At 61.6% G+C, this 21,157-nt stretch carries 20 protein-coding genes and 1 tRNA gene; 2 read left to right on the plus strand and 19 right to left on the minus strand.

The genetic code is table 11. From position 1 onward, the window contains the following. Positions 1-129 precede the first annotated feature (129 nt). Positions 130-1,107 (plus strand): hypothetical protein, encoded by a 978-nt coding sequence (locus B0E49_RS10905; protein WP_077562236.1) that lies wholly within the window; start codon positions 130-132, stop codon positions 1,105-1,107. A 161-nt stretch (positions 1,108-1,268) separates the two neighbouring features. Here B0E49_RS10905 and B0E49_RS10910 read toward each other — a convergent pair whose 3' ends face one another. The 18 genes from B0E49_RS10910 to thrS form a co-directional block, all read right to left on the minus strand. Next, positions 1,269-2,918, minus strand: coding sequence for a phospholipase D family protein (locus B0E49_RS10910; protein WP_286137931.1), 1,650 nt, complete (start codon positions 2,916-2,918; stop codon positions 1,269-1,271). A gap of 515 nt (positions 2,919-3,433) precedes the next feature. After that, positions 3,434-4,468: a hypothetical protein gene (locus B0E49_RS20185; RefSeq protein ID WP_144264528.1), complete on the minus strand. Its 1,035-nt coding sequence runs from the start codon at positions 4,466-4,468 to the stop codon at positions 3,434-3,436. A gap of 119 nt (positions 4,469-4,587) precedes the next feature. Continuing rightward, the gene (locus B0E49_RS20515) at positions 4,588-4,878 is read right to left on the minus strand and encodes a PC4/YdbC family ssDNA-binding protein (protein ID WP_168175040.1); all 291 of its coding nucleotides are present in this window, start codon (positions 4,876-4,878) and stop codon (positions 4,588-4,590) included. After that, positions 4,865-5,329, minus strand: a complete 465-nt coding sequence (locus B0E49_RS20520) for a hypothetical protein (protein ID WP_168175041.1) — start codon at positions 5,327-5,329, stop codon at positions 4,865-4,867. Before B0E49_RS20520 ends, B0E49_RS20515 begins: the two co-directional genes overlap by 14 nt. Positions 5,330-5,571: 242 nt before the next feature. Beyond that, a complete protein-coding gene (locus tag B0E49_RS10920) occupies positions 5,572-7,968 on the minus strand; it encodes a phage/plasmid primase, P4 family (RefSeq protein ID WP_168175042.1) in 2,397 nt (798 codons plus the stop codon). Between the two features lie 8 nt (positions 7,969-7,976). Continuing rightward, positions 7,977-8,546, minus strand: coding sequence for a hypothetical protein (locus B0E49_RS20525; protein ID WP_168175043.1), 570 nt, complete (start codon positions 8,544-8,546; stop codon positions 7,977-7,979). 10 nt (positions 8,547-8,556) lie between these two features. Beyond that, positions 8,557-8,802 carry a helix-turn-helix transcriptional regulator gene (locus B0E49_RS10925; protein ID WP_077562239.1) on the minus strand — a complete coding sequence of 82 codons (246 nt, stop codon included), beginning with the start codon at positions 8,800-8,802 and terminating at the stop codon, positions 8,557-8,559. 112 nt (positions 8,803-8,914) lie between these two features. Continuing rightward, on the minus strand, positions 8,915-9,268 hold the full coding sequence (locus B0E49_RS10930) for a hypothetical protein (protein ID WP_077562240.1): 354 nt from the start codon (positions 9,266-9,268) through the stop codon (positions 8,915-8,917). 109 nt (positions 9,269-9,377) lie between these two features. Then, the gene (locus tag B0E49_RS10935) at positions 9,378-10,616 is read right to left on the minus strand and encodes a tyrosine-type recombinase/integrase (protein WP_077562241.1); all 1,239 of its coding nucleotides are present in this window, start codon (positions 10,614-10,616) and stop codon (positions 9,378-9,380) included. Positions 10,617-10,838: 222 nt separating this feature from the next. Then, positions 10,839-10,915: transfer RNA gene (locus B0E49_RS10940), tRNA-Pro, on the minus strand. A 26-nt stretch (positions 10,916-10,941) separates the two neighbouring features. Beyond that, positions 10,942-11,391: a MerR family transcriptional regulator gene (locus tag B0E49_RS10945; RefSeq protein ID WP_077562242.1), complete on the minus strand. Its 450-nt coding sequence runs from the start codon at positions 11,389-11,391 to the stop codon at positions 10,942-10,944. Positions 11,392-11,499: 108 nt separating this feature from the next. After that, on the minus strand, positions 11,500-11,829 hold the full coding sequence (locus tag B0E49_RS10950; RefSeq protein ID WP_077562243.1) for an integration host factor subunit alpha: 330 nt from the start codon (positions 11,827-11,829) through the stop codon (positions 11,500-11,502). Positions 11,830-11,874: 45 nt separating this feature from the next. Further along, entirely contained in the window at positions 11,875-14,292 is a 2,418-nt protein-coding gene (gene pheT / locus B0E49_RS10955; protein ID WP_077562244.1) for a phenylalanine--tRNA ligase subunit beta, read from the minus strand. 18 nt (positions 14,293-14,310) lie between these two features. Next, entirely contained in the window at positions 14,311-15,363 is a 1,053-nt protein-coding gene (gene pheS, locus B0E49_RS10960) for a phenylalanine--tRNA ligase subunit alpha (protein WP_077562245.1), read from the minus strand. A 101-nt stretch (positions 15,364-15,464) separates the two neighbouring features. Continuing rightward, positions 15,465-15,824, minus strand: a complete 360-nt coding sequence (rplT, locus tag B0E49_RS10965; protein ID WP_077562246.1) for a 50S ribosomal protein L20 — start codon at positions 15,822-15,824, stop codon at positions 15,465-15,467. Positions 15,825-15,849: 25 nt separating this feature from the next. Further along, positions 15,850-16,053 carry a 50S ribosomal protein L35 gene (rpmI, locus tag B0E49_RS10970; RefSeq protein WP_077562247.1) on the minus strand — a complete coding sequence of 68 codons (204 nt, stop codon included), beginning with the start codon at positions 16,051-16,053 and terminating at the stop codon, positions 15,850-15,852. Between the two features lie 143 nt (positions 16,054-16,196). After that, a complete protein-coding gene (infC, locus tag B0E49_RS10975; protein ID WP_077562248.1) occupies positions 16,197-16,832 on the minus strand; it encodes a translation initiation factor IF-3 in 636 nt (211 codons plus the stop codon). Positions 16,833-16,939: 107 nt separating this feature from the next. Continuing rightward, positions 16,940-18,847: a threonine--tRNA ligase gene (gene thrS / locus B0E49_RS10980; RefSeq protein ID WP_077562249.1), complete on the minus strand. Its 1,908-nt coding sequence runs from the start codon at positions 18,845-18,847 to the stop codon at positions 16,940-16,942. A 250-nt stretch (positions 18,848-19,097) separates the two neighbouring features. On the opposite strand from thrS, the gene B0E49_RS10985 reads away from it, so the two are divergent. After that, a complete protein-coding gene (locus B0E49_RS10985; RefSeq protein WP_077562250.1) occupies positions 19,098-19,643 on the plus strand; it encodes a septal ring lytic transglycosylase RlpA family protein in 546 nt (181 codons plus the stop codon). 84 nt (positions 19,644-19,727) lie between these two features. Here the strand turns inward: B0E49_RS10985 and aceA are convergent, their stop codons facing one another. Continuing rightward, the gene (gene aceA, locus B0E49_RS10990; protein ID WP_077562251.1) at positions 19,728-21,047 is read right to left on the minus strand and encodes an isocitrate lyase; all 1,320 of its coding nucleotides are present in this window, start codon (positions 21,045-21,047) and stop codon (positions 19,728-19,730) included. Between the last annotated feature and the right edge of the window lie 110 nt (positions 21,048-21,157).

A 21,157-nucleotide genomic window follows, 5' to 3' on the forward strand; every position in this document is an offset into this window, starting at 1 on the left:
GCCAGCCCTGGCGTTGCCGGGCTCGCCGCAAGACAACGGCTATGTGCGGCAGCGAACTGACAGGCGCGGCGCCCACACGCAAGCTGAGGCTGTGGTCATCGCTTTTTTTGAACACAGGAGAAAACGAAAATGCGCTATCTGCTTCTTGCATTGCCGCTGCTGCTGGGCGCGGTCACCCCCGTCGAGGCCCAGGTCAGCGTTGGGGTCAGCATCGGCATCAACGTGCCGGTGTATCCGCAGCTGGTCCGTATGCCGGGCTATCCCGTTTATTACGATCCGCGCGCGAGTACGAACTACTTCTTCTATGACGGCCTGTACTGGGTGTTCCGGGATGACAACTGGTATTCGAGCGGCTGGTACAACGGGCCGTGGCAGGCCATCGATCCCGAGTACGTGCCGCTGTTTGTGCTGCGCATTCCCGTGCGCTACTACCGCAATCCTCCGTCCTACTTCCGCGGCTGGGCGGCCGATGCGCCGCCCCGCTGGGGCGAGCGCTGGGGCGGCGACTGGCAACGGCAACGGGCCGGATGGGACCAGTGGAACCGAAGGGCCGTCCCCGCAGCGGCGCCGCTGCCGAGCTACCAGCGCCAGTATTCAGGTGCACGCTATCCCCGGGACGTAGCGCAGCAGCGGTCGATTCGCTCCAGCGACTATCGCTACCAGCCCCGTGAGGCTGTAAGCCGGCAGCAATTCCAGCAGCAGGCGCCGACCCCGGCGTCGCGGACACAGCAGCAACAGCAGCAGCAACGTCCGCAGCAGCGCATGGCCGAACCGCCAACGCAAACGCAACGGCCCCAGACCGAACAGCAACGGCCCCAGGCCGAGCAACGCCCCCAGGCCGAACAGCAGCGTCCACAGACGCGCATGGCGCAGCCACAGCCGCCGCAAGCGCAGCGTCCCCAAGCCGAGCCCCAGAGGCAGGCCCCCGGGCAGCAGCCCATGCAGCGGCCGCCTGAAGCGCCACGCATGCAGCCGGAACAGCAACGTCAGCCGCAGGCCGCGCGGCCGGCCGCCGAGCCGCAGCGGGCTCGCCCCGAGCCGCAGAACCAGGGCCAGGAAAGGAACAGGCCCGGGCCGCAGGAACGGGACAGGGAAAACAGGAACTGATCGCCAGCGACGGCCACCACGCTTTTCGGCAACCGCTCACTGCGCCGGCAAGAAATCGGCCACGGCGGCGGCCGGTGCGCGGTCCAGTTCGCCGCGACGATGGCGACCAGCAATGCGGCAACGACAAGCAACAGGTCAATGATGATTTTGGTGTGGAGGATTCAGAGCATGCCTTCGGACACCAGGTGCTGATCGAGCCACAGGCGCAGGCTCATGAAGGGGCTGCTGCCCGGCTCGCTGTCCAGCACCTTGCCCGCGTCCTCGCCCGTACCCACCCATTGCAGGTCGGTGCCGTCGGGTTTGAGCTCGACGCGGTAGACCCCTCCCGCGTCGTGGAAGTCGAACGCGCTGCGGATCTGCCGAGCCAGCTCGGGGCTGCGGACCATGACGCCCAGTTCGGTGTTGAGGTAGGCCGAACGTGGATCCAGATTCATCGAGCCCACCAAAACCGTCTTCCCATCGATCAGCGTCAGCTTGGCATGCAGCGCGCCGCGCGAGGAGCTGAACGGCGCCCGATATAGTTTGCTGCGCCGGATTTCGTGCGGGCTGAGCTCATACAGCTCGACCCCCATGCGCAACATGCCGACGCGGTAGTTCCGGTAGCTCGAATCGACCACCGGCTCGTCGCTGGCGTCCAGGGAGTTGGTCACGACCCGGATCGCCACGTTGTGCCTGCGCGCTTCACGCAGATGCGCCATGCCGAGTGGCCCGGGAATGAAGTAGGGCGAGGAGATCAGGATCTCGGAGCGCGCCGCCTGCACCTGCTCGACGTACTTGCGGATCAGCAGCGCGGGAGCGTTGGCCGGCGCCTGCCCGGGATCGGCCTTGGACGGGGGATCCGCGTAGGCGCTGGCCCAGGCCTTGATGAAATGAAGCTGCCCGCGGTCGATTTCCACGCCCAGTGGCGGCTCGCCGTAGATATCGGCCGCGGGCACGTCGTGGGGCCGCGGTGCCAGTTCCGGCCGCACGGCGGCATCGAATTTTTGCCGCAGGTCTTGCGCACTCTCGGGTGTTTGCACGATGGCGCGCAGCGGGTAGACCTCGTTGCTGTTCCAGTAGGTGTCGAAGATCTGCGACAACTCGTGCACCACCGGGCCCGTGGCCAGCAGGTCGAAGTCCACGAAGTTCGCTTGTGAGCTGCGCAGAAAGTACTCGTCGGCAAGGTTGCGTCCGCCCACCAGGGCCATGGCACCATCGGCCAGGAACAGCTTGTTGTGCATGCGGTGGTTCAACCGCTTGAAGTCCGTGAGGAAATTCAGGTTGCGCCACAGCGGGTTGCTGTGGGCGAAGGTGAACGGGTTGAACAGCCGGATCTCGACGTTGGGGTAGCTGGCCAGCCCGAGCAGCAGCGGGTCCAGAGGAGCGGTATAGAGATCATCAAGCAGCAGGCGCACGCGCACGCCGCGCTGGGCCGCGTTGCGCAGGCTGCGCAGGATGAGGCGCCCGGTTTGGTCGTTGCCGAGCAGGTAGTACTGCAGGTCGAGCGACGCTTGAGCCCGCCGGATCAGCTCCAGCCGGGTGTCCAGCGCAAATACGGATTGTGGCAACGGGCGCAGCCCCGACTGCTCCTGCTCCGCTGGGTATTGGGCGGCGATCCGCCCCAGGGCAGTGGCGCTGGACGCCGGGATGGCCGTGGATGACTCGCGCACCGCGGGCCGCTCCGGCAGGCTGCCGCACGCAGCCAGGGAAACCAGGAGCGCCGCCAGCAAGGCCCGAACGGCCCATGGCCGCGCCAAAAAGAGTCTGCCGCTCAAGAGACTGTTGCCGGGGCAGCAGAGCTGCATCAGACCCAGACCGCGAAACGTTTCCATAGGGTTCCCACGCAATCCAGAAAAGACAAAGGGGCTAGCAGGTATTTACCGGCTAACCCCCGTCAATTATGGTCGTGTGAAACCGCTTGAAAGATGTCTTGCAGACCGCATGAATGCTAGGTTTCACTTTTGAGATATTCATTTTGTTCCCCCATTTGTTCCCCCGCTTTGCCTTCGATACCCCCGCTTTGGGGCTCTGAAAACTCAGCCCCGCCACTGACTATTAGCTTATCGAAAAAAGATCAGGCCGTCGCTTGATTGCCACGCCTTGCTAACCCAGCCCGCCGCGTAGGATGGCCCGAGTAACCTGCTGTGGTGCTTCGCTATGACTGCCGCCAGTGCCGGTACTGCCGGCGGTGGGGGGTACCTATGCCCATGCGTGAGGGGGTGGGGCGCTTGCAGCTAACTCCGGGACCACGCTAGGGGGACTGAGGGACGGGGCGTTTTTTCTGCGGACCCCCATCTCCGACCGCGCTGTAAAAAAAGGTCCGCACTAATTTGCGCGCGAGGCGTGCTTAGTCCTGGGTGCAATCCGTAGTGAACCCGCCCCCGACCATTGGTGTTGAGGTGCAGTTCGATATTGCCGGCAGTTGAGGCCGGACAGGGTAAATTGGTTTCTCAGCTTCAATCGCGGAATAGCCACATTGCGCCTGTTGCGCCACTCGGACAACCTGCGGAATAACTTCGTTTGGACAATTCTGTTGCCTGCAATTCTCGACCGCTTTTTTCAAAGCGTCTTGAAGGCATTGCATCATCGAACCTTTAGACGCCGTCTGAGGGTTTGATGGCGAATTTGCCCCAATGGCGGTCCAGTCTTTCAGGTCTCGGTCTTTATCAATACATGCTTGCTTGCTGCCCGCAGCGCAAGATATGGCGTGCGCCTGGTAGCTCTTAACAATTGTTGTGCAATCGGCATTTGTTCCGCACCATGCAAGGCTCTGAGTCACCCACTGATTCAATGCACTATCGTTCGATGAAACCGATAAGACACTTTTTCTTAAATCCCACTTTTTACGATCGCGCTTTAGGTCCGTGCACGCCTGATGGTGGTTACCCGTGTTGCACAACCTGGCATGAGCTTTGTAGCTCGACGCGATTCTTAAGCATTCGACATCACTTCCACACAGCCCAATATTGTTTTGGTACCAGTAGATGATTGCCATGTTTGACTCATTCGCCGGATTATTTAGGTCACCGGTAGCCCCCATGACTACTTCCGATGGATTTACATCGCCAAGTTTCATCGAACCATGATTATCGCAATACGCGGACAGAAGTATTGTGGCCGTGACATCGTCCACACGCTTGTCGTCTTTAGCGGGAGCGACCCCCTCAAACGCTGCCACGTCCGAAGCAACCTTTGACAAGGTCGCTTCAATTCCTGACTTCAAATTCAAAATTCTGGAATCACGCCACAACGCTGTCCCTCGTTCAGCGTTGAACGATGCGCAACTGTCTGTCGCCTTCGGATACCACGCCTTTTCCCCAGCCAAGCATGTGCCACTGAAGACAAAGCAAAAACAGACAAAAACCAGAATTCTTTTGAACATAACACCCCGACATCACGGCCTGACAAAAATGAACCGGTTTTCACAGAGCCGATTCAGTGATCGGCCGAATACTACGCCCTACTCGCGCGCGCGCGAAGTCGAGCGAAGTCGTGCGGGGGTCAAAAGTCGGTCGGGTATACGTGGGGATGATACTTGGGCGGATTGCCTTCCCCTGTATATTCCAGCGCGCCATCATGAACCATCTGCGCCTTCAGCTGCTCCAGTGCCTCGATAATTTCAGGTAGGTAGCCCGCAGGCAGCGTGACACCGCGCAGGCCGGGCTTTAGCGGACCGCCGTTGGCTGGCTGATAGAAGTATCGAATATCGACGATTGCCCGGCCACGGTGAGCAGCAAGGCGCACTTTCAAAATGTGCTTGTCAAGGGCAAGCGTCGAATCAGCGGGCGACATTACAAACCCCTTCATTGAGCAACAGGGCCACCAGCCGCAGTAGGTCGGCCACTGGGTCGGGTGATCTGGCCTCGGGGTCGCCCCGCAAAGAATGGAGTGCATCGTTTTCGCTGATGCGCCCATTGCGGCGCTCGCAGGTCTTGCGCAGGTCGGCAAACTCAGACGCGAGGTGCATGTAATTCTCGCCGGCCTGGGGCGTGATGCCCGCATGGCGCAAAAGGTGGGCAACCTCACCAGCGGGCGCTTTCAGCAGCAGCGCGCCACACCGCAGAGATAGACGCGTGCCAGTTACCACCGCCTCGCGTGCGCGCGCATGCGCAAGGTGTAGATCATGAGTAACGACGTGGGTCGCTTGTCGGGCGAGCCGGGCGCGCAATAGTTCACCAGCCCTGCCGGGCGCGTCCGGGTGTTCCTCAGCAATTTGCAATAAGCGGGCATCCCAGTTAATCATAATTTCCTCTCTCGCGTGCGCGTGCGTGGGGCAGTTGCACACATTTCATAATTTCCCATAATTTTAAAAATCGGTCCTGGTGACACTTGATGACGCTTATTCCTATATCTATCGTCTGCAAATAACTTCTCAATTTCACATATACGGTAGATAAGGGGGGAAGCGTCATCAAGCGTCATCGCCGGCAGTTTTGCCCCGTGCAAGTTGCCGGGCAGCGCCAGCAGTTACGGCAGATTTCAGCGTCACCCCCTCACGAGCGCGACCGGTGCGTGTTCCCATGGCTGCTTCAATTGGCGATCCAGGAGCAGCGCGCCCTCTTTCTTGCGCGTCACCGGCAGGCCACGCTCTTTCAGGGCGAGGGTCATTGCGCGTTGCGACCAGGGCGAATGCATTCCGCGCATGCCGCACCACGATCTAAAGCGTTGATAGAGATCATGCGTTTGCACACTGCCCCCGTGCATGCCGACTGTGCATTCGTCGAGGAATTCGCCCACGAGGTCTTCGCCGTCCAGGTAGTCGGCTGATGCGGCCTCGACGCTTGCCGGCGGTTTCAAGCCTTCCCGGTACCACGCGACCGCACCATCGATGCACCACCGCAAAATGGCAGGCCCTTCTGCTTTGAGCTTTTCGGATAGTTGCGGATCGCGCTTTTCCTGCGGAATCGTCACATTGAACGGCACCAGCAAGACGCGGCGGCGGATTGCTTCATCGATCGACCGGAACGTCGGCTGGTGGTTGCCTGCAATCAAGAGCGTGAACTGCGGCGTGTATTCGAAAAAATCCTGCCGCATGAGGCGAGCCGTTACAGTGTCGCCGCCGGTCAAGTCCTTAATTACCGCTTCATCCCACGATTTCCCCGGCGGTAATTCGCTACTGACGACAAGCCGTGCCCCCCGCAAACCTGCCAGGTTGGTTGGATGGCTTTCGTTTCGGCTATCGAGGAACAACGAGGCGGGCGCGCGGCGGGCATATTCATGCAGCAGCCATTGCAGCGTGTTCAGGAACACTGATTTCCCGTTGGCGCCATTTCCGTAGAGGAAGAGTAATTTTTGTTCCCGCGTGTGCCCTGTGAGTGCATACCCTGCCGCGCGCTGAATGAACGCAATCATTTCAGCGTCACCGGAAAACACTTGATCGAGGAATGCCCGCCACAGCGGTGCATCGGTTCCCGCTGGTGCGGGATCGACCGATACGCTCTTGGTGATGTAGTCGCCTCGATCAGGCGGGCGCACTGCCCCGGTTTTCAAGTCCACAGTGCCGGTGGGCGTGCCCAACATATCCAGGTCGGCATCGAATTGTTCGACACCGGCAACAAGGTCGACATTGCTGCGGGCTGTCAATTCCACGCTTGCCGCGAAGGACGCTTGGCGCAGATCGGCCGCTTTGCGCTTCATTGCCGCAATGAGCCTGTCGGCGTCATCGGGGTTGGGCAACGTCGATGCCTTGTGTTCGGCCCACTGTTTCAGCAAGGCGGCTTTGGCGCGTAGGAATTCGCGCGTCATGGTCATATGGCGCATACGTGCGTCAAGTTCCCAGAGCACGCCATCCCAAAATAGCCAGCGGCCCCAGGCAGGGACAAAGCGTGCATCCCGTGACCATCCGGCCAGGGAGAGGTCGAGGGCCATTTGATCGTGTGAAAGATCAGGATCGGCTTCGACCTCGAACGGCGCAAGTTGCCAGCCATACCTTGATGCGGCGCGCGGCGGAATTACCTGCCCAGGCTGGCCGAACGCCTGCGCTGTGTCGATACCTCGCCGGGGGTTCTGCCACCCTGCCCGCTGCGCCCGAGCAAACACGGCAGCAAAACCCGTTCTTTCGCCGGTAAATGTTGTCCAGCGTGCAAGGTCGTCAGGCTTGTGCTTGGACGAGGTCGCCGACCATTCGGCCCACAGGACAAACCCAACGTCGCCGAGGCACGCGAGCGCCTGCCCAATGCTGATCCAGTCATAGTAATCATCCGCCGGTATCACTTGGAGGGCGCTGCGCAAATCGGCAAGCACTTCCGGCGTTGCCTCACGTGGCTCTACCTGCCGGGCCGCGTCGGCCATGTCGGTTAGTGGGAATATAGGCACCAGATCGGAAACCAAGTCGATGCACGCGCCGCCGATCAGATGCGCCTCGAACGGAACGCCCGTCACGCGGCCAACGTAATAGGTCTGTGACAAGGTGAACGATTCATGCGCGAGGATGCCACCCAAGGCCCCATTCAGGCGGCCCAGCAGCTCGCGCCGTGCCGCCGGTTCATACTCGCGCGACAGTGGCGCAAGGACGCGCCAGCGGGGCGCGTCGGGGCTATGCGACGGGGTGGTATAGATGACGGCGCGGATTCCGGCCAACTTGAGGAACAAAGCGGCTGATTCGGGCGACACCTGGCCGGCGTCGTAATCCCCCTCGATGCCCGAGATGGCAATGACGTTGGCATCGTGCCGCAATGACCCGCGCGCAGTGCGCTCATCTCCGAATTTCGCGAGCTTGATAAGCGGGCAAGCTGCTTTAGTTGGGTACTCGGGCGGATTGATGCAGCAGGCAACAAGGTCGGGCCACGTCAGATCGTGGCGTTCGAGCACGTCGGCGCGGACGGTTGGGAAGATGCTTGCATGAATGACGTGCGGCGGTGAAGGCACCACGATAGGTGACATGGGGCCGCTCATTGCATACCCCCTGTAGTAATCGTCGTCAACGCGGCTAGCCTTGCGTCCTCTGTAGCGTTCGGAATCCCGCCTCTGCCGTGCTTGTGTGCTGCCCTGTAGCATGCGCGACAGAGCTTGTAAAACGAAAAACAATGGCCCTCGCCGGATGGATTCAACAAGCGCACTACGCCGCCGGGCTTGCGGGCAGGTGAAAACAGCTTGCCGCAGTTGCCGCACTTGGCACCAGGCATAAGGCGCTCGGCCCATACTTGCGATGCGATGTAATCCGCCCGTGCGGCCGTCAGCCTATCTTCAAGCGCGTGAGGCAGCCCCTGCAAGCCATGCTTGGCCAATGCATCGCGGCACGTGGCGCAGATAAAGCACACGGCTTTGTCCGGTACTCCGACCAGCGATTTAGCCTTGCGCTCCGCCGTGAATGGTCTGGAGCAGCCGCCACACAGCGCACCTAACTTTGACATGGCTGTCAATACGCTGGCATTTTCTATAGAATCGGTGACGTGTTTCGTGAGTGTCTTGGCGGGTTGACTGTTACCAGCGGTCAGCCCGTTGCCTTTTGTGGTGTCCATGGCGCGCCCCTTAAACCGTGGCCATCTCGGCCCGCTTCGCATGAAGTCGGTTTACCAGTTCCCGAATCTCGGCTTCGGACTTGCCCGCGATACGCGCCGCGTTGATGGCCTGCACTTCCTCCGACGGCCACCCGACCGACCTCTGACCAATGGGCACGGGTTTTGTGAAAAGCCCGACCTTGATAGCGTTGTAAATGCTGGCGTGACTACGGTGCCCGGTTTCAGCCTTGACGGCTGGCATTCTGTAAATGGACATTGCTAACCCCTTTTATCTCCCGCTGGCGGTTGCTAGCGATTAGGGTGAATGTCGTGGCTTTGAGTTTCTGTATGCCTGAATTCGGTTTGATCTTCCCGAATTCGGTTTTTCGCTATGACTGGCGCGGCTTCGCGGGCAGTACGGTTTCCGCCGCTTGTTTCAGATACTTGCGCACGGTGTCATCAGAAACGCTCATACCAAGGCTTGCGAGGTCGTCCGCTATCTCTTTAGGCGCATTGCTTTTTGCCGCCGCTGGATCATGGCTGTAGCCCTTTACCGCCATACCGATTAGCAGCCTTAACAGAGTGTCCCGCTCACGGGTGTTAAGAGGCTTTTCGGTCTGCGCTTCCAGCGCTTCCAACTCCTTCATGATTTCCTTTTTTGCCAATACCTCCGCATCTGCGTGCGGCAACCCTGTGATTTGCTCGATCATCATGACACGCGCATCAAATTTAAGCAGGCCCATCCGCATCCCCCTGTCTCGCGCCCCGATAAGAAAACCAGCGCCGCCGGGTCAGGGTGTCCCGGTTTTCACCATCGGGGATCAGCCGATAGCTAGGCGTGGCTTAAAACTGTTATGCCGCTTTGAACTGGATCACGTCAGCCCCGGCGGCCAGCTTGTCCAAATAATCTGCCCACTTTTGCATCATGTCTGCCCGGTGTTTCAGGTACTGCGTACGGTTATAGGCCCGCCCGTTCGCATCCTTCACCGCATGGGCAAGCTGCGCCTCGATTACCAGCGGGTCAAAGTCCAACACCTCAGCCAGCAGGGTGCGCGCCGTAGCCCTGAAACCATGCACGCTCTGCACGTCAGGTCCATAACCCAACGTCAGTAGTGCCGCCCGCAAGGTGTTGTCACTGATAGGCCGGTCGTGGCTGCGCTCGCCATGAAACACCAAAGCCCCGTGTCCGGTCAGCGGATGCAGCTTGCGCAGAATTTCCACGGCCTGGGTCGGTAGCGGGACAAGGTGGGGATCACCGTTTTCCTTGCCCTCTTTGCGCCGTTTCATGCGGGCCGCCGGGATAGTCCACAGCGCCGCATCAAGATCAATTTCAGCCCATGCCGCCGCCCGCAGTTCGCCGGGTCGCTGAAACAGTATGGGCGCCAGTTGCAGCGCCGCCCGCACAATCGGCCCGCCTTGGTAGCCCCGGATAGTGCGGATCAATTCGCCCAGCTTCACCGGGTCGGTGGTGGCTGCAAAGTGTTTGCCGTGGTGGGGCTTGAGTGCGCCCCGAATGTCTGGTGTCACGTCGCGCACTGCCCGCCCCGTGGCCACTGCGTAGCGCCATACCTGCCCCGCCGTGGTCAATACCCGGTGGGCCACATCAAGCGCCCCGCGTTCCTCTACGCGCCGGATCACGGCCAGCAGCTCGATAGCTTCAATGTCTCCGATGCGCCGGTCTGCAAAGAATGGAAACAGGTCTTTTTCGAGGTTGCGCTTTTCCCGGATGGCGTAGTGACTGCTCCAACTGCCTGATTTTTGTTCGTACCATTCCAGCGCTGTGGCCTTGAAGGTATTGGCCGCCGGGGTAAGGGTTTTCAGCTTTTCCACCTTGCGAACTTGCACCGGGTCGCGCCCTTTGGATTTTTCCAGCTTTGCAGCATCGCGGGCTTTGCGCGCATCCTTGGGGCCAATGTCCGGGTAGCTGCCCAGTGCCATCCGGCCCTCTTTGCCGTCTTTGCGGTATTTCCAGAACCAGCGTTTTGATCCTGCCGGACTGACTTCAAGGTACAGCCCGCCGGAACAGGCCAGCCGCGCCCGGCTCTTTTCAGGTGGGCAGGTAGCGTTTCTGCATTCGGCATCGGTCAGCATGGGGGAACACCTCCAAAGGCCAGGGGGAACAGGGGCTACAGAGGGAAACGGGGGAACATTCACCCCCAAACCCTGATTTACCCCCACTTGTTCCCCCCATTGTTCCCCCGCTTCGGTGTAACTGTCAATATCGCACTTTGTACGCCATTGCAGCGTAAGTGACTGATTTACCAATGAAAAGGCCTCTAAGAATCTCTCCTTAGAGGCCTCTGTACTACCTAATGGTCGGTGTGAAAGGATTCGAACCTTCGACCCCTTGCACCCCATGCAAGTGCGCTACCAGGCTGCGCCACACACCGACAAGCCTTAAATTATAACCGGCCCCTCAGTACGCAACGGACAGAAGATCGCGGATTTCGAACAGTTCGCGGCGCACCAGTTGCAGTTTTTGCGAGACCAGCGTGTCCTCTTCGGCGGGGGTGCTGTCTTCGAAGTCGACAAAGTCCGGGTCCTCGACCTCCAGCACCTCGACGCCTTCGAGCATGACCTCGCCATTGCGGCGTTTGTCGCGCTCGACCTGGACCAGTTCCTGCAGCTTGTTGCGCGCGCCGCTGATGGTGAAGCCCTGGTCGTACAGCAGATCGCGGATGCGGCGGATCATCAGCACCTCATGGTGCTGGTAGTAACGGCGGTTGCCGCGCCGCTTCATGGGCCGCAACTGTGTGAACTCCTGCTCCCAATACCGTAGCACGTGCGGCTTGACGCCACACAGGTCGCCGACCTCACCGATGGTGAAGTAGCGTTTGGCGGGAATGGGAGGGAGGGATTTCTCCATTGAAATCAATATGGTACGCGCGAAACCTGCAAGGTTACTCTAAGTCGGCTTGCGGTGTAAAGACTCATCTGGCCCGTTCCGCAGAATTGACGCAAGTGTTGCTTTAGTTCACACCGGCGCCGGCAGGTCACCCTGGATCTGTTCTTTGAGCTTGTGGCTGGCATGAAAGGTCACCACGCGGCGCGCCTGGATCGGGATCGCCTCGCCGGTGCGCGGATTGCGCCCGGGACGCGGAGCCTTGGTGCGAATCTGGAAATTGCCAAAACCGGAGATCTTGACGTCCGTGCCCTCGACCAGGCTGTCGGCCATCAGGTTGAAAAACGCGTCGATCATGTCCTTGGATTCGCGCTTGTTCAGCCCGATCTGCTCGAACAGCAACTCCCCAAGCTGCGCCTTGGTCAAGGCCGGGGTCTCAAGGCTATCGACTTCAAATTCCATGATGTTTTTTTCCTGGACTTCTTGTTATGGTTTTCAAAGACGGGGTCAGGCCCGCAGGCGGGCACCAAACTGGCTGATCAGCCGCGCAATGATGGCCTGCACCTGCGCCTCGATCTGCTCGTCGGCGAGTGTGGCCTCGTTGCTGTTGAGGGTCAAGCGCACCGCCAGGCTTTTCTCGCCCTCGTTCATGCCGCCGCCGGACTGTTTGGGGCGGTATACGTCGAACAGGGTGGCACCGCGCAGCAAGCCACCCGTTGCGGCGGCGTAGATGGCCTCGATGAGCGCGGTGTGTGTCACCTTCTCTGGCACGATCACGGCAATGTCGCGCACCACGGCCTGGTATTTGGCCACCGGCTTGAACACGGGCACCTCACGCGCCAGCACGGCATCGAGCGCCAGCTCGAACAGGACGGGCGCCTGCGCCAGGTTGTAGCCCTGGCGCCATTTCGGGTGCAGCTCGCCGACAAAACCGATGGTCTCGCCATTCACCCGCACCCGGGCGCAGCGGCCCGGATGCAGGGCCGGATGCTCTGAGGGCTCGAAGGTCGCGCGCCGTGGCGCCAACAGCGCTTCGATATCGCCTTTGACGTCGAAAAAATCGACGCCCTGCTCTTTGCGGCCCCATTGCAGCGCGTCGGCGCCGCCGTAAGCCAGCGCCGCCACGCGCATGGGCTGGTCGAAACCTTCGACGGTGGTGTCCGTGCTCTTGACCGATGCGTCGCGCAAAAACACGCGGCCCACCTCAAACACGCGCACCCGCTCCGCCTTGCGATCCAGGTTGAACTTCAAAACTTGTAGCAGGGAGCCCAGCAAGGACGAGCGCATGACGCTCATCTGGCTTGCAATCGGATTCAGCAGCTTGATCGGATTCGGGTTGCCGGCCAGCTCGTGTTCCCAGCGCTCTTCGACGAAGCTGAAGTTGATGGTCTCCTGGTAGCCCAGCCCCGCCAGCGCACGGCGGACCGCGTAAGGGCTGCGCTGTGCCTCCAGGCGGACGCGGGCCGTGATCGGTGCCAGCGGCGGCGTGGTGGGCAGGTTGTTGTAGCCAACCATGCGCGCAACCTCTTCGATCAGGTCTTCCTCGATCTGCAGATCGAAGCGATACGAGGGCGGCGTCACGGTGAGCGTGCCCTCGCCTGCCACGACCGGCAGCCCCAGGCGCTTCAGTGCATCGGCGCACTGCGCCTGCTCAAGCGGCATGCCGAGGATCTTGGCGGCGCGCGCCACGCGCAGCGTCACGGGCGACGGTGGGGGCAGATTGACCTGCGCATCATCAATGGGGCCGGCCTCGCCGCCGCAGATGTCGATGATCAGCTGCGTGATGCGCTCGAGGTGCTCCACCGTCAGGCCCGGGTCCACACCGCGCTCGAAGCGATGCCCGGCCTCGGTCGAGAAGTTGTAGCGGCGCGAGCGCCCGGCCACCGCCTTGGGCCACCAGAAGGCGGCTTCCACATACACATTGCGGGTGTCGTCGGACACGGCCGTGGCGTCGCCGCCCATGATGCCGGCGAGCGACTCGGGCTGCAGGTCGTCGGCGATCACGCCGACCTTGTCGTCCACGGTCACGGTGCTGCCGTTCAGCAGCTTGAGCTGCTCGCCGGGCCGGCCCCAGCGCACATCGAGCCCGCCATGGATTTTGTCCAGATCGAAGATGTGCGTCGGGCGGCTGAACTCGAACAGCACGTAATTGGAAATGTCGACCAGGGCCGTCACGCTGCGCTGGCCGCAACGCGCCAGACGGTCCACCATCCAGGCCGGCGTGGCGGCTTGGGTATTGACATTGCGCACGATGCGACCCGAGAAGCGGCCGCATAAATCGGGCGCGCTGATCTTGACGGGCAGCTTGTCGGGATGACGCACCGGCACGGGCGGGAAGGTCGGGGTCTTGAGCGGCGCGCCGGTCAGCGCCGACACTTCACGCGCCACGCCGTAGATACTCAGGCAATGCGCCAGATTGGGCGTGAGCTTGAGCGTGAACAGCGTGTCGTCGAGGTCCAGGTGCTGGCGGATGTCCTGGCCCACGGTCGCGCTCGCGGCCAGTTCCAGCAGGCCGCCATGGTCCTCCGACAGCTTGAGTTCGCGCGCCGAGCACAGCATGCCCTGGCTTTCCACGCCGCGCAGCTTGCTTGCCCGGATCACAAAGGGTTTGCCGTCTTCGCCGGGCGGCAACTCGGCCCCCACCAGCGCGCACGGCACCTTGATGCCGACACGCGCATTGGGCGCACCGCAAACGATGTTCAGCAGCGCACCCTGCCCCACATCGACCTGGCACACGCGCAGGCGATCGGCATCGGGGTGCTGCACCGCTTCCCTGATCTCGCCCACCACGATTTTGGTGAACGGCGGCGCGACGGGCCTCAGTTCCTCCACCTCGAGCCCGGCCATGGTCAGGGTCTCGGCCAGTTGCTGTGTGGTGAGCGGCGGGTTGCAGAACTCGCGCAGCCAGGATTCCGGGAATTGCATCTTGGGGTTCCCTTGTTGTTATTGAAATTGCGACAGGAAACGAATGTCGCCGTCAAAGAACAGGCGCAGGTCGTTCACGCCATAGCGCAGCATGGTCAGTCGGTCCGGCCCCATGCCGAAGGCAAAGCCGATGTAGCGCTCGGGGTCCAGCCCCATGTTGCGCACCACGTTCGGGTGCACCTGGCCGGAGCCCGCGACTTCGAGCCAGCGCCCGGCCAGCGGACCCTGCTGGAACTGGATGTCGATCTCGGCGCTGGGTTCGGTGAACGGAAAAAAGCTGGGGCGGAAACGCAGCACCAGATCCTCGCTCTCGAAGAAGGTGCGGCAAAAGTCCGTGAACACGACCTTGAGGTCCTTGAAGCTCACGTTCTCGCCAATCCACAGGCCTTCGCACTGGTGGAACATCGGCGAATGGGTGGCGTCAGAGTCCACACGGTAGGTGCGGCCCGGCGCAATGACGCGAACCTCGGGCATACGACCGCCGGCCTCGATCAGCGCGCGGTGCTTTTTGACATGCTGCACCGCGTAGCGGATCTGCATCGGGCTGGTGTGCGTGCGCAGCAGATTCGGCGCCGCTTCGGTGCCGCCTTCGACATAAAAGGTGTCATGCATGGAGCGCGCCGGATGGTCCTCGGGCGTGTTCAGCGCCGTGAAGTTGAACCAGTCGGATTCGATTTCGGGGCCTTGCGCCACATCGAAGCCCATGGAGCCGAAGATCGCCTCGATGCGCTCCAGCGTCAGCGACACCGGATGCAGACCGCCGGGCCCGCGCTGGCGCCCCGGCAGGCTCACGTCCAGCGCCTCGGCCTTGAGCTGCGCCTGCAGCTCGGCATCCAGCAGTGCCTGGCGCCGCGCGCTCAAGGCCGCCTCGATCGCCTGCTTGGCCAGGTTGATGGCCGCGCCGCGTGACTTTTTCTCGTCCACGCCCAGCGCCGCCATGCCCTTCATCAGCTCGGTGATGCGCCCGGATTTGCCCAGAAACCGGGCCTTGGCGTTTTCCAGGTCGGCCGGGGTGGTGGCCTGCGCGAAGCCGGCTTTGGCGCTCTCGACTAATGCATCCAACTCGTTCATAAATTCTCTTGTCAATGAAAAAGGGCCAGTGCCTTTTCAAGCTCCAGCCCTTGTTTCCGTTGCCCTGGAAGCTATCAAAGCGATAGCAACCCCGCGTGAACTCAAGCAGCCAGCTTGGCCTTGACCTGCTCCACGATGTTGGCAAAAGCGGCCTTGTCGTGCACCGCGATGTCGGCCAGCATCTTGCGGTCGACTTCGATCGCGGCCTTTTTCAGGCCGTTGGCGAACTGGCTGTAGGTCAGGCCGCATTCACGCGCAGCGGCGTTGATACGGGCGATCCAGAGCTGACGGAACACCCGCTTGCGGGTGCGACGGTCGCGGTAGGCATATTGCCCGGCCTTCATCACCGCTTCTTTGGCGATGCGGAAGACATTGCCGCGGCGGCCGCGGAAACCCTTGGCAAGGGTCAGAACTTTTTTGTGGCGGGCGCGAGCCGTTACACCACGTTTGACGCGAGGCATGTGAGTACTCCTTGTTCGTCGTTGGTTAAATGCCAGTGCCTGGCAGCATCTGTGCCATGTGACCCATATTGGTCTCATGCACCGCGATGGAACCCCGCAGATGGCGTTTGTTCTTGGTGGTCTTCTTGGTCAGGATGTGACGCTTGAAGGCTTGACCGCGCTTGACGGTGCCACCGGGACGAACGCGGAAACGCTTTTTCGCGCCGCTCTTGGTCTTCATTTTGGGCATGTGAATGCTCCTTCTTCGTTGTGCTCGTGAGGCGTCTGCAAACCGATCGCAGACTTGTTGGCCCCGAGCCACTTTTTGTGGCGAGTGTGAAGTCACCACTTTTGGCAACTCACCGGTGACCAGACCGGCAAGCCGCAAATCCCTTACGTCGACGCCGTCTGCGGCGCCGCTACCGGCTGCTGCTGCGTGGCAGCGGGCTGTGCCGGCGCCTCTGCTGCCGGCTTTGCCACTGCCTTCTTCTTGGCCGGCGCGATCATCATGATCATCTGGCGCCCTTCGAGCTTGGGAAACTGCTCGACCACGATCAGATCCACCAACTCGTTGCGAATGCGCTGCAACAGCGCCATGCCGATATCCTGGTGCGTGATCTCGCGGCCGCGAAAGCGCAGCGTGATCTTGCATTTATCGCCTTCCGCCAGGAAGCGCCGGATGTTGCGCATCTTGATGTTGTAGTCGCCATCGTCGGTGCCGGGGCGGAATTTGATTTCCTTGATCTCGATGACCGTCTGCTTGGCCTTCGCGTCTGCCGCCTTCTTCTGTTCCTGATATTTGAACTTGCCGTAGTCCATCAAACGACAGACCGGCGGGTTCGCCGTGGCCACAATTTCAACCAGATCCACGTCCAGCTCGCCCGCCATGCGCAGCGCTTCCATCAGGCTGACGATGCCCAGCGGCTCGTTCTCGGGCCCGGACAGACGGACTTCCGGGGCCATGATTTCACGGTTCAGGCGGTGTTTGCGCTCTTCGCGGTGGCGACGATCACGAAATTCGGTAGCGATAGTTCAAATCCTTCAAATCATTTGCTACAAAGAATGTAGCTAACACCGTACAGTCCACGCGGACAAGCGGCTGTTTTTATTCAAATCAGCCTTTGCACTTCTGCAAATCAACGCTTGTTGGCAATGTCACCGGCGATGCGTTGCGCGAACGCATCAAGGGACATCACGCCGAGGTCAGCATTGCCCCGGGCGCGCACTGCGACGGCACCTGCTGCCTTTTCCTTGTCGCCCACGACCAGGATGTAAGGCAGCTTTTGCATCGAATGCTCCCGTATTTTATACGTAATTTTCTCGTTGCGCAGATCCAGTTCGGCCCTAAGCCCTTGATTTTTCAGCGCTTTGACCACGTCGCGGGCATATTCGGCCTGCGCATCGGTGATATTGAGCACCGAAACCTGCACCGGCGCCAGCCAGGTGGGCAGCGCGCCGGCGTGTTCTTCGATCAGGATGCCGATGAAGCGCTCCAGGCTGCCGACGATGGCCCGGTGCAGCATGACGGGCCGATGCCGCGCGCCGTCCTCGCCCACATATTCGGCGTCCAGCCGCTCGGGCATGGAGAAATCGACCTGCATGGTGCCGCATTGCCACTGGCGGCCAATCGCGTCTTTCAGCGTGTATTCGATCTTCGGGCCGTAGAAGGCGCCCTCGCCCGGAGAAATCTCGAAGTCGCAGCCCGAGGCGCGCAGGCACTCGATCAGCGCGTGCTCGGCCTTGTCCCAGACCTCGTCGAAGCCGATGCGCTGTTCGGGCCGCGTGGCCACCTTGTAGATGATGTTCTTGAAGCCGAAGTCCGCGTAGACCTTTTGCAAGAGTGTGGTGTAGGCGACGCACTCCGGCAGGATCTGGTCTTCGGTGCAGAAAATGTGGCCGTCGTCCTGCGTGAAGCCGCGCACACGCATGATGCCGTGCAGGCCGCCCGAGGGCTCGTTGCGGTGGCACTGGCCGAATTCGCCATAGCGCAGCGGCAGGTCGCGGTAGCTCTTGATGCCCTGCTTGAAGATCAGGATGTGGCCCGGGCAGTTCATCGGCTTGAGCGCATATTCGCGCTTTTCCGATTCCGTCACGAACATGTTCTCGCGGTACTTGTCCCAGTGGCCGGTTTTTTCCCACAGGCTCTTGTCGAGCAGTTGCGGGCCCTTGACCTCCTGGTAGCCGTTGTCCTGGTAGACGCGGCGCATGTACTGCTCGACGCCCTGCCACACCGTCCAGCCCTTGGGGTGCCAGAACACCAGGCCCGGCGCATGGTCGTCCACATGGAACAGGTCGAGTTCGCGGCCCAGCTTGCGATGGTCGCGCTTCTCGGCCTCCTCCAGCATCGTGAGGTACTGCTGCAGTTCGTCCTTGGTGGCCCAGGCCGTGCCGTAGATGCGCTGCAACATCTCGTTGCGGTGATCGCCGCGCCAGTAGGCGCCGGCCACCTTCATGAGCTTGAAAAACCTGAGCTTGCCGGTGCTCGGCACGTGCGGGCCGCGGCACAGGTCCTCGAAGCTGCCTTCGCGGTACAGCGACACGTCCTCGCCGGCCGGAATGCTGGCGATGATCTCGGCCTTGTAGTGCTCGCCCAGGCTCTTGAAGTAGGCCACCGCCTCGTCGCGCGGCAGCACGCGGCGCGTCACGGGCTCGTCCCTGGCGGCGAGTTGCGCCATGCGCTTTTCGATCGCCGCCAGGTCGTCGAGCGTGAAGGGGCGCTTGTACGAGAAGTCATAGAAGAAACCGTTCTCGATCACCGGGCCGATGGTGACCTGCGCCTCGGGAAACAGCTCCTTCACGGCATAGGCCAGCAAGTGGGCGGTCGAGTGGCGGATCACCTCCAGCCCATCGGCATCCTTGGCTGTGATGATGGACAGCGCAGCATCCTTGTCCAGGCGGTAGCTGGTATCCACCACCTTGCCATCGACCTTGCCGGCCAGCGCGGCCTTGGCCAGCCCGGCGCCGATCGAGGCCGCCACTTCGGCCACCGTCACCGGGCCGGGAAAGTCGCGTTGGGAGCCGTCGGGGAGCGTGATCTGAATCATGATGTTTGAACTTGTAAAAAATAAAGCGCGGGCCATGCCGCGCTTTACTACGAATTTTATAGCTGAATGCGCCCAAGGCGCGCGGACTAGCGACCTTTTTGGCCTGTAAACCTCGTCGGTGTAGTTCGCGGTGTCATAACCGGGGTGCCTTTCTCGCTCTTGTCGGGTTGGCTGCTCGCCTGTTTATTCAGTTGCAATTTTAACCTGTTGTCAGGCAGGGGGCTGTGGACGGCTGTTAGTATCGCCCGCTATGCGTAAATCCGCCATCCCCGTTCTTGCGGTGCTGACGCTGGCCCTGGCCGGCTGCAGCAGCGCACCGCCGAGGCCCGACGTGGCAGCGCTCTCGCCCTCAACGACTCAGCCGGCGCGGGCACTGGCCGCAACGCCACTCACCGCGGGCAACGACAGGTCCGATGCCGCCGCAATGGCCGACGTACCAGCGGCGCCCGTTATGACCCCGACGGCGCAGCGTGGCCTGGCGAGTTGGTATGGTTCCGGCTTCCACGGCCGGCGCACCGCTTCGGGCGAACGCTTCGACATGCATGCGCTGACCGCGGCCCACCCCAAACTCCCGCTGGGCAGCTACGCCCGTGTAACGCTGCTGAGCAGCGGCAAGAGTGTGGTGGTGCGCATCACCGACCGCGGCCCGCACGCGGCGCACCGCGTCATCGACCTGAGCCGGGCTGCTGCCGTTCAGCTCGGGCTGCTCAAGCGCGGCGTGGGCGAGGTCGCGGTGCAACAGGTCGCCCCGCCCGATCAGGTCGCCCTGGCCGGCCAAGCCAATTCGGCCGAGTAAGCGGGTGCGCAAAAAGCCCGGTACCTTGCGACACCGGGCTTGATGAGCCCGCCGACGAATCGGCGGGCGGTGCGCCAAAGACGCTCAGTGGAACTGCTCTTCCTCGGTGGAGCCGGTCAGCGCCGTCACATTGGATTTGCCGCCCTGGATGGTGGTGGTCACGTCGTCGAAATAACCGGTGCCGACTTCCTGCTGGTGTGACACGAAGGTGTAGCCGCGTTCGCGCGCTGCGAACTCGGGCTCCTGCACTTTCTCGATATAGGCCGTCATGCCGCGCGCCACGTAGTCCTGAGCCAGATCGAACATGTTGTACCACATGTTGTGAATGCCCGCGAGCGTGATGAACTGGTACTTGTAGCCCATCGCGCCGAGCTCTTTCTGGAACCTGGCGATGGTCGCGTCGTCCAGGTTTTTCTTCCAGTTGAACGACGGCGAGCAGTTGTAGGCCAGCATCTTGCCGGGGTGCACCTTGTGCACGGCGTCGGCAAACTTCTTGGCAAAGGCCAGGTCGGGCGTGCCGGTTTCGCACCACACCAGGTCGGCATAGTGGGCGTAAGCAATGGCGCGCGAGATGGCCTGGTCGATGCCCTTTTTGGTCTTGTAAAAACCTTCGGCCGTGCGCTCGCCAGTGAGGAACGGCTTGTCGTTCTCGTCGTAGTCGCTGGTCAGCAGGTCGGCCGCTTCGGCGTCGGTGCGGGCGATCACCAGGGTCGGCACGCCGCTCACGTCGGCCGCCATGCGCGCGGCGATGAGTTTTTGCACCGCTTCGTTGGTCGGCACCAGCACCTTGCCGCCCATGTGGCCGCATTTTTTCACCGAGGCGAGCTGGTCTTCGAAGTGCACGCCGGCGGCACCGGCCTTGATCATCGCCTTCATCAGCTCGAAGGCGTTCAGCACGCCGCCGAAACCGGCTTCGGCATCGGCCACGATGGGCGCGAAGTTGTCGATATAGCCCTTGTCGCCCGCATCGATGCCCTTGGCGTGCTGGATCTCGTCGGCGCGGCGGAAGGTGTTGTTGATGCGCTCGACCACGGTCGGCACCGAGTCCACCGGGTACAGCGACTGATCGGGGTACATGGCGGCGTAGGAGTTATTGTCGGCGGCGACTTGCCAGCCCGACAGGTAGATGGCCTTGATGCCGGCCTTGACCTGCTGCATCGCCTGGCCGCCGGTGAGCGCGCCCAGGCAGTTGACGTAGGCCTCGGTGTTCACCAGATCCCACAGCTTTTCGGCACCGCGGCGGGCCAGCGTGTGCTCGATCGGGAACGAGCCACGCAAACGCACGACCTCGGCGGCGCTGTAGCCGCGCTTGATGCCTTTCCAGCGCGGATTGGTGGCCCAGTCTTTTTCGAGGGCGGCGGCTTGTTGTTCGCGGCTCAGTTGTTCGGTCAGGGATTGCGGCATGGATCTCTCCGTTGGTTGATTGAAAAAGTGGCGCCATCGGTGCCGGGGCATAGCGATGTCGGTGCACCGATTCTAAGTCTTGTACAAGACTAAATTCACTCTTATGTCTT

It is taken from the genome of Polaromonas sp. C04, from assembly GCF_002002705.1.
Lineage (GTDB): Bacteria > Pseudomonadota > Gammaproteobacteria > Burkholderiales > Burkholderiaceae_C > Rhodoferax_A.

Coding starts and splice junctions, on each gene's coding strand:
- B0E49_RS10905 (WP_077562236.1), top strand. CDS start 130: ATGCGCTATCTGCTTCTTGCATTGCCGCTGCTGCTGGGCGCGGTCACC.
- B0E49_RS10910 (WP_286137931.1), bottom strand. CDS start 2,918: ATGGAAACGTTTCGCGGTCTGGGTCTGATGCAGCTCTGCTGCCCCGGC.
- B0E49_RS20185 (WP_144264528.1), bottom strand. CDS start 4,468: ATGTTCAAAAGAATTCTGGTTTTTGTCTGTTTTTGCTTTGTCTTCAGT.
- B0E49_RS20515 (WP_168175040.1), bottom strand. CDS start 4,878: ATGTCGCCCGCTGATTCGACGCTTGCCCTTGACAAGCACATTTTGAAA.
- B0E49_RS20520 (WP_168175041.1), bottom strand. CDS start 5,329: ATGATTAACTGGGATGCCCGCTTATTGCAAATTGCTGAGGAACACCCG.
- B0E49_RS10920 (WP_168175042.1), bottom strand. CDS start 7,968: ATGTCACCTATCGTGGTGCCTTCACCGCCGCACGTCATTCATGCAAGC.
- B0E49_RS20525 (WP_168175043.1), bottom strand. CDS start 8,546: ATGGACACCACAAAAGGCAACGGGCTGACCGCTGGTAACAGTCAACCC.
- B0E49_RS10925 (WP_077562239.1), bottom strand. CDS start 8,802: ATGTCCATTTACAGAATGCCAGCCGTCAAGGCTGAAACCGGGCACCGT.
- B0E49_RS10930 (WP_077562240.1), bottom strand. CDS start 9,268: ATGGGCCTGCTTAAATTTGATGCGCGTGTCATGATGATCGAGCAAATC.
- B0E49_RS10935 (WP_077562241.1), bottom strand. CDS start 10,616: ATGCTGACCGATGCCGAATGCAGAAACGCTACCTGCCCACCTGAAAAG.
- B0E49_RS10945 (WP_077562242.1), bottom strand. CDS start 11,391: ATGGAGAAATCCCTCCCTCCCATTCCCGCCAAACGCTACTTCACCATC.
- B0E49_RS10950 (WP_077562243.1), bottom strand. CDS start 11,829: ATGGAATTTGAAGTCGATAGCCTTGAGACCCCGGCCTTGACCAAGGCG.
- pheT (WP_077562244.1), bottom strand. CDS start 14,292: ATGCAATTCCCGGAATCCTGGCTGCGCGAGTTCTGCAACCCGCCGCTC.
- pheS (WP_077562245.1), bottom strand. CDS start 15,363: ATGAACGAGTTGGATGCATTAGTCGAGAGCGCCAAAGCCGGCTTCGCG.
- rplT (WP_077562246.1), bottom strand. CDS start 15,824: ATGCCTCGCGTCAAACGTGGTGTAACGGCTCGCGCCCGCCACAAAAAA.
- rpmI (WP_077562247.1), bottom strand. CDS start 16,053: ATGCCCAAAATGAAGACCAAGAGCGGCGCGAAAAAGCGTTTCCGCGTT.
- thrS (WP_077562249.1), bottom strand. CDS start 18,847: ATGATTCAGATCACGCTCCCCGACGGCTCCCAACGCGACTTTCCCGGC.
- B0E49_RS10985 (WP_077562250.1), top strand. CDS start 19,098: ATGCGTAAATCCGCCATCCCCGTTCTTGCGGTGCTGACGCTGGCCCTG.
- aceA (WP_077562251.1), bottom strand. CDS start 21,047: ATGCCGCAATCCCTGACCGAACAACTGAGCCGCGAACAACAAGCCGCC.